The sequence below is a fragment of the Chitinophaga sp. 30R24 genome, from assembly GCF_049056765.1.
Classification (GTDB): Bacteria; Bacteroidota; Bacteroidia; order Chitinophagales; family Chitinophagaceae; genus Chitinophaga.
In genome coordinates this window covers 94,496-110,283 of the sequence record NZ_JBJGXX010000003.1, presented here as the reverse complement: position 1 = coordinate 110,283, position 15,788 = coordinate 94,496, and the positions used below count along the sequence as shown (strand labels likewise).

At 42.2% G+C, this 15,788-nt stretch carries 13 protein-coding genes and 1 other RNA gene; 4 read left to right on the top strand and 10 right to left on the bottom strand.

What is annotated here, in order from left to right; genetic code table 11:
• Window positions 1–305: 305 nt before the first annotated feature.
• Window positions 306–746, bottom strand: coding sequence for a hypothetical protein (locus ACDQ55_RS10730; protein WP_420981385.1), 441 nt, complete (start codon window positions 744–746; stop codon window positions 306–308).
• A 562-nt stretch (window positions 747–1,308) separates the two neighbouring features.
• On the opposite strand from ACDQ55_RS10730, the gene ACDQ55_RS10725 reads away from it, so the two are divergent.
• Window positions 1,309–2,304: a helix-turn-helix domain-containing protein gene (locus ACDQ55_RS10725; protein WP_420981384.1), complete on the top strand. Its 996-nt coding sequence runs from the start codon at window positions 1,309–1,311 to the stop codon at window positions 2,302–2,304.
• Window positions 2,305–2,339: 35 nt separating this feature from the next.
• Here the strand turns inward: ACDQ55_RS10725 and ACDQ55_RS10720 are convergent, their stop codons facing one another.
• The 9 genes from ACDQ55_RS10720 to ACDQ55_RS10680 all read right to left on the bottom strand — a co-directional run bounded on the left by ACDQ55_RS10720 (window position 2,340) and on the right by ACDQ55_RS10680 (window position 14,204).
• Window positions 2,340–4,697 (bottom strand): TonB-dependent receptor, encoded by a 2,358-nt coding sequence (locus ACDQ55_RS10720; protein ID WP_420981383.1) that lies wholly within the window; start codon window positions 4,695–4,697, stop codon window positions 2,340–2,342.
• 26 nt (window positions 4,698–4,723) lie between these two features.
• Window positions 4,724–5,926 (bottom strand): hypothetical protein, encoded by a 1,203-nt coding sequence (locus ACDQ55_RS10715; RefSeq protein WP_420981382.1) that lies wholly within the window; start codon window positions 5,924–5,926, stop codon window positions 4,724–4,726.
• The gene (locus ACDQ55_RS10710; RefSeq protein WP_420981381.1) at window positions 5,926–6,933 is read right to left on the bottom strand and encodes a hypothetical protein; all 1,008 of its coding nucleotides are present in this window, start codon (window positions 6,931–6,933) and stop codon (window positions 5,926–5,928) included. The genes ACDQ55_RS10715 and ACDQ55_RS10710 overlap by 1 nt, the downstream gene beginning before the upstream one ends.
• Window positions 6,934–6,961: 28 nt before the next feature.
• Entirely contained in the window at window positions 6,962–8,125 is a 1,164-nt protein-coding gene (locus tag ACDQ55_RS10705) for a hypothetical protein (RefSeq protein WP_420981380.1), read from the bottom strand.
• Between the two features lie 106 nt (window positions 8,126–8,231).
• A complete protein-coding gene (locus tag ACDQ55_RS10700; protein WP_420981379.1) occupies window positions 8,232–9,077 on the bottom strand; it encodes an HmuY family protein in 846 nt (281 codons plus the stop codon).
• Window positions 9,078–9,487: 410 nt separating this feature from the next.
• Window positions 9,488–9,861, bottom strand: a transfer-messenger RNA (tmRNA) gene (gene ssrA / locus ACDQ55_RS10695).
• Between the two features lie 167 nt (window positions 9,862–10,028).
• Window positions 10,029–11,363, bottom strand: coding sequence for an RIP metalloprotease RseP (rseP, locus tag ACDQ55_RS10690; RefSeq protein ID WP_420981378.1), 1,335 nt, complete (start codon window positions 11,361–11,363; stop codon window positions 10,029–10,031).
• A gap of 85 nt (window positions 11,364–11,448) precedes the next feature.
• Window positions 11,449–12,615, bottom strand: a complete 1,167-nt coding sequence (locus ACDQ55_RS10685) for a 1-deoxy-D-xylulose-5-phosphate reductoisomerase (RefSeq protein ID WP_420981377.1) — start codon at window positions 12,613–12,615, stop codon at window positions 11,449–11,451.
• Window positions 12,616–12,707: 92 nt separating this feature from the next.
• Window positions 12,708–14,204, bottom strand: coding sequence for a GH3 auxin-responsive promoter family protein (locus ACDQ55_RS10680; RefSeq protein ID WP_420981376.1), 1,497 nt, complete (start codon window positions 14,202–14,204; stop codon window positions 12,708–12,710).
• A 314-nt stretch (window positions 14,205–14,518) separates the two neighbouring features.
• Between ACDQ55_RS10680 and rplU the strand changes: the two genes are divergently transcribed.
• The 3 genes from rplU (at window position 14,519) to ACDQ55_RS10665 (ending at window position 15,692) form a co-directional block, all read left to right on the top strand.
• Entirely contained in the window at window positions 14,519–14,875 is a 357-nt protein-coding gene (rplU, locus tag ACDQ55_RS10675) for a 50S ribosomal protein L21 (RefSeq protein ID WP_420981375.1), read from the top strand.
• Between the two features lie 47 nt (window positions 14,876–14,922).
• The gene (rpmA, locus tag ACDQ55_RS10670; RefSeq protein WP_420981374.1) at window positions 14,923–15,201 is read left to right on the top strand and encodes a 50S ribosomal protein L27; all 279 of its coding nucleotides are present in this window, start codon (window positions 14,923–14,925) and stop codon (window positions 15,199–15,201) included.
• Window positions 15,202–15,266: 65 nt separating this feature from the next.
• Window positions 15,267–15,692 (top strand): hypothetical protein, encoded by a 426-nt coding sequence (locus tag ACDQ55_RS10665; RefSeq protein WP_420981373.1) that lies wholly within the window; start codon window positions 15,267–15,269, stop codon window positions 15,690–15,692.
• Window positions 15,693–15,788 lie beyond the last annotated feature (96 nt).

Below are 15,788 nucleotides of genomic sequence, written 5' to 3'. Positions count from 1 at the left end.
TTAATTCATATTAATTATAATTATAATATACATATACAGCGCAATCAGCGTAACAGAAAATATACAAACAAAATAAGACCACTATACACGTAGACTAAGATAGCAAACATGGACTTGGGCACACGCTTTTGCCATCCTTTCACCGTTAAACGCCATCCATGAAAATACACATCATTTCACTTTACATGGGAGCATTCTGAAAAAGCACAGACAAAAAAGAAGTATTTTTCTTTTAATAGACCTCCTTTAAACAGATGTTCATTGGCCCCTGCATGGGTACAATGAACATCCCTTAACAATTTGCCCTATTGGCGGAAGGGCACCACAGCAGGTTGCTCTTCCGGAAGAAACTTAGCAATGTTCTCTGCTTCGTTAGCCAAACCAGTACTTCTTCTTACAGTAATGGAGTACTGCTGAATAGGCGTGTTACGTGGCAAAGTAACGGTGAGCTGTCCTGTGGTAATGTTTTGATCCCAGGTAACATAACAGGTATTAATACCAAAACCTTCGAGACTGGAATTTGGGGGTGCTGAAATAATCTGGCCATGTACTGCCGTCCAAACTACGTATACGTTATTACCAACAGTTGGCGACAGCGTATATACACTGGTGTTACCACCAGGTACTGTGGTAGGCCCTGAAATGGTTACGGGACCTTGCTGTGCAAAGGCTTTGTTTCCACCTATGCATAATAGCAATAATAGCGTACAAAGAAATGTGGATACCTGAATGAGCTTAACGTTCATTTTACAATGGTTTAAAGAGTGATATACGTGGAAAAAAAATTATCGTATTCAAGTAACTAAAAAATCATTTAATATCCTAGCAGCGCATATTAAATATTGATGTTAAAGGCTCATTATTGACACAACTGAAGCATATCTACAGTGAGTCATAAAAAATCGTTACGATAAAAAGGGGCAGCTACTTTGCAAAGTAGCAGGATATAACTATTGGTCGTTTACGAAATACGGAAATTTTCAATACAGTCCCCTCTTTTTCCCAGGAAGGTTACTTTAACGGCTATATCAAATCAACCAAAGAGAAGGCACAATACCTTCCTTAAAGTGGCATCCAACCCACTGTTACGCCGATGTATGCCGGTAGCAACCAGGAGCATCTATAGTAAATACCATTAACGGAATAAAGTACCATCAACGGAATTTTATTGCTGTATCTTATTATAAATAGGCAGATTTTATATTTAAAATCAAAAAAATTCCCAATTGCGTAAAATGGTCTGGCATTAAAAAACATAGTATTGTGGTAATTATCTGATTAATCAAAGTAGACAAACTATTTCTGCTGATGGAAGACATGCTTTTAGAAAAAAATCCGGCTGCGATGTTTTGCAGCTTTGACATATATCAGGCCAACGAAAACTCGTTAAAAGAAAGACGTAAATCTGTAAATAAACCGGGACACAATGGAATGGTATATGAGTTATCTTCTCCAGATGGTATCAATCTTGGTTACTATAATATAATATCTACAGAGCCAGGTAAAGTCATTATAGAAAACACCCATCCATTCATACAACTCACTTATACCATTAGCGGCAATAAAAGTTATGAAATAAATGGTGGCAAGCATCCACCTTTGTCGTTTAAAAAGAAGGAATACAATTATCTGTTTTTCACTAAAGAACGTGTGCACCTCAATTGGCAGCCCGGCGAGCGACTGGAAATTTTCGAATTGGGTATCAGTCCTGAGCTGATGCTTAACTATCTCCCCCAGGAGCATCCCTTTTACGCTTTACTGCACCGAAGTATAAAAGAAAATGAACCCACTCCGATGAGCAGGTCAAATCTTTTCTTGCAAACTGAAAGCAATAACATCTTATATAAAATGATTAATTGCCCACTTGATGGAAGGTATAAACAGTTGTACATTAAAAGCAAGCTGGGAGAACTATTGTCGATTGAACTGGACGCCTTTGAACAAAGCCTGTCGACAAGCCAGGGCAAAGCTGAAAAAACGGGCGCGCTACGTTCTGTAGATATTGAGCGCATGTACCAGGCAAAAGAAATCATCAAATCCAATCTGCAAAGCCCATGCTCATTAATAGATTTAGCACACCAGGTCGGCACCAATGACGCTTATCTAAAACGTCACTTCAAAGAGGTTTTTGGAACTACCGTCTTCGGCTATCTTCATCTTATCAAAATGAACCAGGCTAAAGAATTACTACAGTCCGGTGTATCTATAACAGAAGTGGCTCATCTTACCGGATATAAATATGTATCACACTTTAACCGCGCTTTCAAAAAGCATTTTGGCATAGGACCCGGTAAGATAAGATAAGAAAGGGCGCTGTACCCCGGAAAAATAAACTCAGATCAGCGCAAATTATAGGCTGCACCAACAAAAAATAAACGACCGGGCTGTGATGGCACTTTCGGATCAATAAAATTAAGCAGGTTCTCTGCATTGAAACGAAGTGACAAATGACGGTTGGCCAGTTTTTTCTCCAAACCAGCGTTCAACAGATAATACCCTCTTACAAAAGTATCGAACCGGTCTATGTAACCATTATTATTTTTATCACTGAAAGGATATTTACCACGGTAATTTACCCGCACATTAGCGCTCAGGTTCCAGGGGAGGTAAGTATAAAACACCCGGGCATTAAACATATGCCTCGAACGGTTTTCTATGCCCCAATAATCCTTGGCCGAAGGGGTATAATTAACGTAGCCCGTTCTGGGATCAAACAGGGGAGCAAAATATTTTCCTCCTTCATGAATCTCATCCTCTACTGTTTTGTCTTTAGCAACCAGGTATTGATAACCGCCGCTAATATTCAGGCAGGTAACTGGTGTATACTTAAGCGAGAACTCTACGCCTTTGTAATATGCTTTTGCGTTATTACGGTAAGAATAGAGTGCACGGCCGCTGATATCGGTACCTATCAAAACACTATTGATCTGATTGGTGATATCATGATAAAACACACTCCCCTCTGCGCTTATTATTTTATTGGGTGTTTCCCAGGTAAGACTTACGTTATAAGATTTACTCATTTCAGCATCCAGCGTTTTTCCTTTTATCTCATTATACACCGGTTCCAGCTCATATTTGCTGATTTGCTGCGCAGCCATCATCTGGTTAACAATATTACGTAATACAGAGCTGCCCACTACCATATAGTTATAGGAAGGATTATAGAACACCTGATACAGTTTTTTCATATCCGGCGCCTTAAAACCCGTCCCATAAGCTGCTTTCAAACTCAGGGTTGGCAGCAGCTTATATTGCAGCGCCATACTGGGGTCTAAACGCCATCCGTAGTCTACAATATGATCATAGCGAAGTCCCAGCGTAAATTCCAACCTGGATATGGCCCTCCAGTTAGCCTGCGTATATACGAAATATGATTTAATATCATTCACGTTAGACAGGATATTCTGGTCCATATGCTCTATGCTGCCTCCTGCGCCACCTACAACATCCAGTTTTTTATTCAGTGTGTATGAAAACTGTTGCTCTGCGCGATGAAGGGTCTGTCCAAATTCGGTTTGACTGATGCTGTCCCCTTTTGTGAGGGCAATACTCATATCTGCATTGTACCGGGTAAAGTAGTAGCGGGTCATACTTCTCCACCGGTTATTAAAACGGTGATCAAAGGCAACAGATAGGTTCAGGTCCTTTTCGTCTAATACATCTTTCGTGATATAACTGGCACCGTAATCTTTTGTCATGAAGCTCCGTCTTAACCCGTAGCGGCCACTCACCGACAGCAGATTTTTTTCATTAAACCGGTACCGGAAGCGCCCCTGGGCGGAATAATTATCATACGGTGGTGCAGTAGTGCCTTTTATAGTGCCCGTACTGGTATTGAAGCCACCCGTATGGTAATAGTTGGAACTCAGCGAAATACTACCTTTTTTATTCCAGAGTGGCGTCTCCCCTTCTGCTGTAATGTCTGCGGTTTCGTTACTTCCGTAGCTCACAGAAGCGATCGCCTGCGGATCAGCAACAATGTGGCGGGTAATGATATTGATGGTACCTCCCAAGGCGTCTCCGCCATACAGGTTAGAGGCCGCGCCTTTGGTTATTTCCACACGCTCTATATTCGATACGCTGATACGTGAAAGATCAAAGTTGCCGCTGTTACGTCCAATCATAGGTTGGCCATCTATCAATACCATAATGTATTCACTGCCAAATCCCTGCATTTGCACCCCAATGGAACGGGAACCTCCTCCAATGTCATTTACAATAGCCACGCCCGTTTGTTCTTTGAGCACCTCATCCAACCGGCGGCTACCCATTAATTCTATAGTGCGACGATCGATAATAGTAACAGGCATAATACTATTTTCAATCTTTATTAATGTTTCAGCGTTTGTATTGGAACGCTGACTAACTACTTCTACCTGTTTCAAATCCTGCTTATCTGTTTCCATCCGGATGTCTTTGGTGTGTATTTTTGCTGACGCCCTGAATGTTTCCTGATAATCTTTATACCCAATTATCCGGGCTGTGATGGTAATCATTCCAGCTGTTAGGCCTGAAAACCGGTATTGCCCCAGATCATCACTTGTTACTATTTTGCCGGAGGGCTGTGCCATTACTATCACACCGGGCATATTGTTTCCTCCGGCATCCGTTATTCTTCCTTGCAGCGTGATCTGCTGCGCTTGCAACTGAAATACACCGGTAAAGCACAGTACAAGCATTATAGTTAATCTCATTGATTTGCAATTAATAGTTTACAGGCTCAATTCCTTGTTTTTAGATTGCGGCTGCCATCTTCCTGAATAAAATAGCGAAAGGTAAAATAAGGCGAAGGCCAGTTCAGATCTGTTACCACTTCCGGAGCGCCTTTGTACATACTGATCAGTTGCAGTTTTCCATACTTGTAGGAACTCTTGCCGGTAACAGCATCTATTCGCTGCAAGCGCAGGTAATATGCCCTATAAGGAAAAGGTTGCGCCACATGAGTAGTAGTGCTGTATTCATACCACGCATTTACGCCTTCCCCATACTCCGATGTATAGCCTATTTGCATATTATGAGCCGGTACAGCGTCAAAAAGACTGTCAGCAGGTGCTTCATTCATAAACTCATAACCATAGGCATACATCAGCACAGATGTTTGGGTCATAGGGCTACCATACCCGGGACTTTTTTCGTAACCGGCATTGTTCAGCCATATCAGGCTATTAAAATCTCCTGTAAAAGCAATATCCCATTTATCGGTTTTTAAATAGCGGGCAGAATCTGCAGCATCACGTATAAATAGCTGGTTACCGCTGCTAAACTGAAACAGGAACATATTGTATTTCCCTGTTTCCTTACCGCTTTTACTGTATTCCACCTGTACAAAATTGATATTGCTACGATAGTTAACATTGTTTACCAATAACGCCCAGGCTTTGCCGGAGTAGATGTATACCCGTTGGTTATCACTATCGCAATACGCCCAATTGATCTCTGGATTTACCGGGGGCTCTTTTGCATATCCACGCCAGTTGATGGATAAACCATCTTTTTCGGGGGTATACTTGTCTATACCTATCTGGTACCAGGCACCACTACGATAAATATAATCCTTACTATCCGACGAGTTGGTATAAGCACTGTTTTCAACCACATTGGTGGGATGCAGGGCCCCGGCAGGCAGCCAGGTGATACTGGCTTCGCTGTTGGTATCTACACCCTGGGCGGCATTTATCTTTTCCTTTTCCCTGGGTATAATACGGATAGAGTCTGTCCATGAGGAGTTGTAATAGCGTTGCCGCAAATAAGTATCCCCGGTTTCATATTTGTTTTCCCAGCCATCAGAAGCCAGTGTATCGCCAGGAAGATCATACACCACCACGCTTCGGCTATCTTCGTAATTAACAATGTTTTCCTCTGGCTTGTAACAGGCAGCAAGCACCAAGACAGCTGCTATTGCTATATAAAATATTTTCTTCATTAACTTTTAACCGGGATTATTGGCCATAAAGCCTGATTGAGTAGCATAGAGAGATATGCCTGATTGTAATATGGATCTATAAAGTATAGCACTACTGCTGTTGGCTTCTGGCTTAACGGGTAGTCCGGCAATTTGAATTTAACCGTACTATCTGTTTGTGTGAGTGCTTGTGCGTCGAAGGCATATTCATCGATTACCAGTTTGGTAAATCGCTTTTTATACCACTTGCAAACGTTTCCATTGTAATCATCTGAAATTTTAAGTGTAACACTATCTCCTGCAAACAGCCTTTGGCCAGCCTCTTCAAAGGAAAAGTGCATCAGGCCACTAAAAGAAATATCGGGCATACGGATATTTACCATTTTTTCATCAGAAACACGATCACCTATTTTCACCCGGATTTTGTGTACCCCGGTATCAAGGATATCCGTATAATCAGGAAGATTTGCGGTGATATTGGTCATTGTTAGCTTCGTATAGTCTATCGGCAAGTCAAATTCAAAACCATCGCTCAACCGCTGGGCATACACATGTACAGCAGCTGTATCACCGGAAAGGAAATATTCTCCGGTAACGGTTATTTGGGTGCTGGAAATCCAGTGTAAGCTATTGGGACTTATCATCGAAATTTTAGGTACTGCGCGATTAATAACCGGTTTTAGCCGATAGGTTTGTTTAGATCCGTCTTCTGCCGTAACGGTGTAAACGGTTTCAGTATTAAAAGCAACTTCTGCGCCCGAAGCCGGCGAAATAGTTGCATGAGGGGAAACCACAATATTCGGCTTAATGGTAGCCGGCATGTTTGCTTCGGCCGCCCAATACACAATAATGTTTCCATTATTGATTGTTGCGTTTATCGAGTCGCCGGCATAACCCATCAGCACAAAGGTTTCGATATTATTATAGGGCCGTTTCTCATATTCTTGTGCTGTTTTAGTGCAGGACTGCAACAGAAAAAATGTACATGCACCAAGCGCCAATACGACTTTAGATAATCGTTCCATCATATTCATTTCTTAGCTATTATGAGTCTTATTATTTTTTTTCGTTTATGGTAAACAGCCGGCCTATAGTGGCCAGCATATTATCTGTACCCCAACCTGTTTCTTTATTAAAATCGAAATAGAAACCTATTCCCGGGTCGTCTAACGTAAAAACATATATGTAGGAACCAATAGCACCAGCAGGAAGATCAGGGAAGATTACTTTCACTTCCGTGCGGGTGATGCTAACTATTTTCATTTCTAATTTTTCTCCAAACAAACTACTGGGAAAGCCTGCGGGATAGGCGCCGCCATAATTAAACCCCGACTGGGCAAATTTCATGTACACCCGTTCAAGCCCTGTGATGGCTCCATTTTGATTGTCGTTTGTATTGCGCCCGAGTGCTGCAAAAATAACGGTGTCGCCTGGCGCATAGACGGAGGTAGATTTCAGATTGTTGAATTTCGGCTTTTTATATACCAGGTGGATAGGAGGTAATTGGGCGGTACGTCCCTGATGCTTCATTTCCACCTTATAGTATCCGCTATCTGCATCAGCTGAGATGTCTAATAACATCGTATAATAATTCGCTCCCGGCGTTACTTCATAGGTCTTTAATATATCAGTATATACTTTACCGGTAGCCTGGTTAGTAAGGGTAAATTTTGCATTGGCACTTGTGGAACCGAAATTACCATAAATAGGTAGCCTGCCATATACTGCCCTTTCGATAGAAGAAGAATAATCAATTTCCGTACCTCCTGCCATTGTAAACTGGTAGCCAACTTTTAAGCTATCAGGACGTGGTGCAACTTCTATGATAAGCGTGTACTTACGTTTAACATTATCGCTTCCGATAACAGTATATGCATAGCCGGTAGTATCAAGTGGAACCGGATCCACCCCACCATCTAAATTAATCGCGTTGCCTTTGGCATCCAGCAGCTTAGCATTCTTATCTATTGTGATTTTAGGTACCATATAATCAATGCCTACATAGTAGGGGATGTAGATGGTGATGATGTTTTTTATATTATCAACAGCTCCCAAAAGCGTGTCTGCTGCATTAGTCACCTTATATTCCAGGATTGTATTGTTGGGGGACCGTTCAAAAGGAATCGTTTCAGTTTTTTTACAAGACAACCCCAAAGTAATGATCATCAATATTATTGATACCCGGTAAAATTGTTTCAGGCTGGTTTCTTGTTGTTTCATTATGCTCGTGTTAAAAAAATTATACTTTCTGTTTATCTGCCCTAATCTGAATCGCCTTATAAAGACATTCTTCCATTTCGTTTTAAGCTGTAGTATGTAGCAGGCGTTATAGCTTTACGGTTAGTTTTGGGCGGTTAATCATGAATCCAAAACGGCGTTCTTCTGCTTTCACAACCACATACCTAAAACTGTAAACAGGCATTTTTATATCTTTGTCCCTGCGCATTTTCATTGGATCTAAAATACCTTGGTACATACTTTGTGTTTCCATTTTGGCATAATTACCCTTGGCTGTTTTGATGATGACAGTACGGGGTCTTAGCGGATGTACATCTTTAAAGGTCTTAACCATATCCTGCGAAAGGCAGTACATCATGTGCTGATACTTGTTAACTTCTGCCTGTACTGCCGGATCTGGATTCTCCGAATCTTTCATTTTATCGGGACGCAGGAAATTGCCGAAAAAAGTATAGACAACATGCCCCAAAGGCGCACCCAAAGCCCCCTGATCGTCCAGGCCTGTTTGCCCGGGATACTGAAACTGGCTGTCATCTGGTATTTGAGTAACCTCATCAAAAGCAGCATCCAATACTACAATACCGCCAACAGCGGAGGTTCCGTAGCCAAAGCCGCTTCTTGTGCCGTTATTACCAGAGATGGTGCTGCGAAACATACCGCTGAAAGAAATATCCCAGCGTTCAGTACTTCTATACCCAATTCCAACAGAGGAGAAACGTTCAAGGCTAAAAAACATCGGATCTTCATCATCCAGCGGTTGATGCCCTGCGGGCAGATTGGCTCCAAGGTCCAATATTTGTATCTCACGGTTAAAAACAGAATCGCTCGGTGGCACATCAGCTTCCCAATCGAAACCGTTCAAATCGTATACCTTGCCACACGAACTGCATAGCATTACCGTTACTGCAAGGCAATAAATGATTCTGAATGTCATTAATCTATATTAAAAGGCGTGTGTAGAAATCCGGCATTGCCTGAAATGTCGAACGCAAAGTTGGTTGAAACTTATTACCATTAACGGAAAACTTTAACAGAATTTATACCATTGACGGAAAACTTCTACACCCGAACTGAATGGGGCACTACTGAGTATATGGGTAAACGTTATTGTGCGTTTACCTGGCAGCTATGACCAGTAACTGGAAAGGAAATGGAGCATCTGGATGCTATGCTCTTCATTACATCTTGATTGAATTTCTTTTGACAGCTTTTATCTGAGCGATAAAAACTGTTCCTGTATGTATTTGATATAAGTGAGGTTACTCAAAAGGGTTATTGAAACCCGTTAAACCGAGGGGTATATAAAACAAAAAAGGTTGTGAATCAATGATTCACAACCTTTAAAGGTGGAGATGGCGGGAATCGAACCCGCGTCCAAACATATTCCCCAAAAGCTTTCTACATGCTTATTCACGCATTGCTTTGTCGGGACTGTGCAGGGGCGTAACCAACCAACCCAGTCCTTATCCGTTGTTATTTCGGTGCTCACTCACAGAAACTATGAGCACCTATCCCTATGGGTTTATGATTCAGCGGCGGGAGTCGCATAAGGCGACAACTCCAGGCGGCTATAATGGGTGTCTAATCTCTGATTAGGCAGCCATGGCGTAGTTAGATTCGCCATTTAGAGTTTGAATATTCAGATTTACGTGCTAATTATCCAACGCACGGCATGCTTACACTTTCAAAGACCTATGCTGTCAAAACCAGGCATCCCCGGTAGTTTAGCCCACAAATATACTTTTTTTTCATCCATCCTCAAAATAAAAGATGCGATAAAGGGGCTGAAGCTTACTAAATGATCATGGCGCTATCGGCGCCATAGAATAAAAAGAGGGTGTACCAGACTTTGATACACCCTCTTTCCAAAAAAGATTTACCTGTTTTAAGAGAAAAATTTACTGATACTTCGCCAGATATCCAGGCCATTAGCCAGCAACAACAAGCCAAAGAGGAGCACCATACCTACTATTTGCGCATACTCCAGGAACTTTTCGCTGGGTTTGCGGCCAGTAACGATCTCGTACAGGAGGAAGAGCACATGACCTCCATCCAGGGCCGGAATCGGCAGAATATTCATAAATGCAAGAATAATAGACAGGAAAGCAGTGAGCTGCCAGAAAGCTACCCAATCCCAGGCAGAAGGGAACAGATTGGCAATACTGCCAAAACCTCCCAACGATTCGGTCATCTTTACTTCCTTGGAAACAAAGATCAGGCGTAACTGACTCACGTAATCCTGCAGTTTGCCCACACCTTTATGAAAACCGGCAGGGAATGATGCCAGGAAAGAATAATGTTTGGTATTGTATTCGAAAGGATCTTTTGCAAATACCCCGAAAACACCTTCCTTAGAAAGGGTTGCCTCCACATGTAAGGTGTCGGTGCCGCGTAATACACCGATAGTCACCATTTCGTTCTTATGTTTCTTGATCTCTTCGGTGAATTCACGTATAAATGGCAGCGACTTATCATTTATACCGATCAGTCGGTCGCCTCTACGGATACCCACCTGGGCGGCAGCTGAACCGGGCTTAATGCTATCTACCAGATAGGGGGCCAGTGGCACCGCAAATGGCGCTTTCTGCTTAATGAGACGGCTGATAAACCCTTCCGGTAAAGGCAGGTTTATTTGTTGCCCATCACGTTCTATCTGTATACTTTTTACCTGATGCAGGATCACATCTGCTGGTATAGCATCAAAATTCTCAATAGGTTTGTTATCCAGGGATACCAGTTTATCTCCGTTGCGCATCCCAATGCTTATACCAAGAGAATCTACTTCCACCCCATATTTTACGCTGGAATTAGGCAAATAGGTTTCACCATAATGCCATAACAGCATAGCATATATGAAAAAGGCTAACAGAATGTTCACCGTTACACCACCTATCATAATGATCAAACGCTGCCAGGCTGGTTTTGCACGGAATTCCCAGGGCTGCGGCGGTTTCGCCAATTGCTCCTTATCCATGCTTTCATCTATCATACCGGATATCTTTACATAACCGCCTAACGGCAGCCACCCGATACCATACTCTGTTTCCCCCTTTTTGAGTTTAAAAAGTGAAAACCAGGGGTCAAAAAATAAATAGAATTTCTCCACCCTTGTTTTGAACAGCTTGGCCGGTATAAAATGTCCCAGTTCATGCAATACAACCAAAATGGAGAGCGACAGTAATAACTGCCCGGCTTTTACCAATATTACCTCTGTTGTCATTAATGATTTCTGCTTTAATTCTGCCTAATATATTAGTTTTAATACATATTCCGGCAAAACGCTTTGTTAATTTTTATTTGGCAATTTATATAACGATAGCATTGATAAGGGAAGCAGCATGTTCACGTGCAGCATTATCGCACTCGTAATAATCGTGTAAAGTTGGTATTTCGATAAATGGTACCTTACCCAGCGTTTCTTCAATTACTTCAGTCATTTGCAGGAAGCCAATCCTGTTTTTCAGGAAGGCGTTCACTACTTCCTCGTTGGCAGCATTCATTACACAGGCAGCGTTTCCGCCCTTATGCATGGCTTCAATAGCGATGGCCAGGTTGCGGAAAGTTTTGGTGTCTGGCTGCTCAAAAGTAAGACTGGGGTAGTTCCTGAAAGAAAACCGGGGAAAATCATTAGACAAGCGATCGGGATACCCCAAAGCATACTGTATGGGCAGTTTCATATCGGGCAGGCCCATCTGGGCTTTTAAGGAGCCGTCTACAAATTGCACCATGGAATGTATAATGGATTGGGGGTGTATAACCACTTCAATGTTTTCCGGCGCCAGGCCAAACAGCCAACGGGCTTCAATCATTTCCAGTCCTTTATTCATCAGGGTAGCGGAATCGATGGTGATCTTAGCCCCCATGCTCCAGTTAGGATGCTGCAAAGCATGGTCTTTCTTTACATTAATCAGGAAATTGGGCTTTTTACCCAGGAACGGGCCTCCGGAAGCTGTAAGGATCACTTTTTCCACCTTGTTGAAAGGCTCACCCAGCAAACATTGGAAAATGGCGGAGTGTTCAGAGTCCACCGGAATAACCGGTACATTCTTACGGCGGGCAGTGGCCATCACAATATCTCCTGCCACTACCAGGGTTTCTTTGTTAGCCAATGCTATCGGCGTACCCTGCTCTATGGCGGTTAATGTGGGCGCCAGGCCGGCAAATCCCATAATAGCAGCCAACATCATGTCGATAGAACTCCAGGATGCTACTTCTACCATCGCTTTAGGGCCGGCAAACACCTTAATGCCCTTATCAAATAATATGTCTTTTACCTGCTTGTATTTTGCCTCGTTGCCTATCACTACAGCATTCGGCTTAAACTTCAGCGCCTGTTCTATGAGCAGATCCGCATTTTGTTGTGCGGTAAGTACTTCTACACTAAACCTGTCGGGATGCGCCGCGATCACCTCCAGTGCCTGTATGCCAATAGATCCGGTAGACCCGAAAATGGCAATCTTTCGTTTGTTCATTACGGTGATTTACTTTTTTTCAGTTAACAAAAAGGAAGAAACAACTGCCCAACCGGAGTTCAACAGTTGTGATTACCAGGGATTACCGGTTGTTATTGTAAATAGGCAGCCAGTTCATCTACCAACTTTCTATCGTTACTCAAACGTGGCACTTTATTTTGTCCACCCAGTTTTCCAATAGCTTTCATATAATCAATAAAACCTTGTTTCCGTACAGTTCTTATCTTCAAGGGTTGCAAAATATTTCCGGTCAGCAGGTCATTATAATAAATGTTTTTCCTGCGCATATTCTCATCTACCTTTTTCGCAAATGCAGCTATATCAGCTGGCGTATTTTCAAATTCCACAAACCACTCATGGTAGGGCAACTCTCCATTGGTTTGCACCATTGGGGCCACGGTAAATTCTGTGATATGCACATTTTCTTCTGCTGCCGCCTTCATCAGGCTATGTTCTACCTCTTCTCCGATCACGTGTTCCCCAAAGGCAGATATAAAATGCTTGATACGACCGGTTACCAACAGGCGGTAGGGATGGGTGGAAACAAATTTTACGGTATCTCCCAGGTTATATCCCCATAAACCGGCATTGTTGTTGACGATCATGGCGTAATTTACGCCTGTTTGTACGTCTTTAAGCGACAACCGGGTAGGATTTTCATTAAAGATTTCACTGGCTGGCACAAATTCATAGAAAATGCCTGAATTGGTATTCAGCAACAGGCCTTCCTGCTCTTGCGAATCCTGGAAGGCAAAGAAACCTTCAGAGGCTGGAAAGGTTTCTATAGTATGTATAGGCCCCCCGATAGACGCCATCAGTTTAGCGCGGTAAGGTTCAAAATTCACCCCACCATATACCATTACATCGAAGTTCTTAAAAATTTCTTTAATACGTTTACCATTGCTGCGCTCTATTAACCGGTCGAAATACATCTGTACCCATGGTGGTATACCGCTGATCAAGGTCATATCCTGGTTAATGGTTTCTTCCACGATCTTGTCCAGCTTAGTTTCCCAATCGTCGATGCAGTTGGTTTCGTAAGACGGCAACTGGTTGGTACGCAGGTACCGGGGAATATGATGGTTCACGATCCCGCTGAGACGGCCGGTAGGAATTCCCCCTACCCTTTCCAGTTCCGGGGAACCGGACAAGAATATCATTTTACCATCTGCAAAAGCAGTATTCCCTGTTTCCCCCATGTAGTTCAGCAACGCATTACGGGCGGTGTCCATATGGTTATTAACAGACTCTTTGGAGATGGGAATATATTTAGCACCGCTGGTAGTACCAGAGGTTTTCGCCAGGTAGATCGGCTGCCCTTTCCACAGTACATTCTGTTTTCCTTCCTTAATCCGTTCAATATAGGGTTTAAATTGTTCATAATCCCTTAAAGGCACTGCCTGTTTAAATTCTTCGTAAGACTGTACCTCATTGAACTTATGATCTGTACCGAACTCTGTTTTTCTGCCTGTCTTTATCAGCTCCTGCAGGATTGCCTCCTGATCTTCCACCGCCTTTGTCATTTCCTTCTTTAACTTATTATGTACAATAGAAGCAAATGGTTTGGCCAGCAGTGATTTAAACTTCATGCCTGTTATTTTATGATTGAAAGATGAAAGATGGGAATATTTGTTTATACATCAACAAAAGACCTCACCCTATCTGTGATTATTCACGTAAACGACAAAAGTATACAAATTTGCGTTGGTTTTCACAGCAAGATAACTGTTTTTACCTCAGGCCAGAATAGCATAAAGAGTGGATATAGCGGCGGATCAACAGAAAGCATAGTTTGTTAAAATAATTTAAAATTCAAGAAAGTATGTATCTTTGAAAAGATTAAGCTTTAACCGGTCCTTTACGCAAGGTTTATACATTGTGGATTAAAAAAGACCGAAAAACTTTGTCTATTAGAAAACAAAAGGTTACTTTTGCGGAAATTATATTTTGGATAATTATGTTTGCAGTTGTAAAAATCGCAGGTCAGCAATTTAAAGTACAAAAAGACCAGGAAATTTTTGTACAGCAGTTACAAGGAAATATTGGAGACAAAGTGGAGTTTTCCGATGTACTGTTAACCGATAACGCAGGTACGCTGTCCGTAGGCACTGATGTAAAATCAGTAGTAAAAGCAGAGATTCTGGCTCATGTTCAGGGCGACAAGGTAATCGCTTTCAAAATGAAGAGAAGAAAAGGCTTCAGAAAGAAAATCGGTCACCGCACCCACTTTACAAGAATCAAAATCAATGAAATAGCTTAATCCCGTTAAGCTGTATTTTTTAAGACAATTAATAAAGTAATTATACAATGGCACATAAAAAAGGTGAAGGTAGTGTAAAGAACGGCCGTGATTCCCAAAGCAAAAGGCTGGGAGTAAAAATCTTTGGTGGTCAACCAGCAATTTCCGGCAACATCATCGTTCGCCAGAGAGGTACAGTTTATCATCCCGGTCAAAATGTAGGTGTTGGTAAAGATTTTACCATTTTCGCATTAACTGACGGTGTGGTTGAATTCAGAAAAGGTCGCGAAAACAAGACTTACGTTTCTGTTAAATCATTTGACACCACTGCTCAGGCGGAAGCCTAATCAGTGTTAGCCATAAAGTTTTTTTCTAAATACCCAATATTTTACTAACCCAAATTCAAAAAACAATGGCAACAATTAAAAAAGCGGCTGCTAAAAAAGCTGCTCCTAAAAAGGCAGCTGCTAAGAAAGCCGCTCCTAAAAAGAAAGCTGCTGCTAAGAAAGCCGCTCCTAAAAAAGCTGCCGCTAAGAAAGCTGCTCCTAAAAAGAAAGCCGCTCCTAAAAAAGCTGCCGCTAAGAAAGCCGCTCCTAAAAAGAAAGCTGCTGCTAAGAAAGCCGCTCCTAAAAAAGCTGCCGCTAAAAAAGCTGCCGCTAAGAAAGCTGCTCCTAAAAAGAAAGCTGCTGCTAAGAAAGCCGCTCCTAAAAAAGCTGCCGCTAAGAAAGCTGCTCCTAAAAAAGCCGCTCCAGCTAAAAAAACAGCTGCGAAGAAGAAAGCTGCTCCTAAAAAAGTGGCCGCTACTCCTCCAACTGTACCTCCAGCTCCGGCTAACTAAGATCGGAATTACAAAATGTAGTTATAAAAAGGTCCTGACAATGTTGGGACCTTTTTCGTTATGGCACCCATCAGCAAAAAACTGCCTGGTCATCTG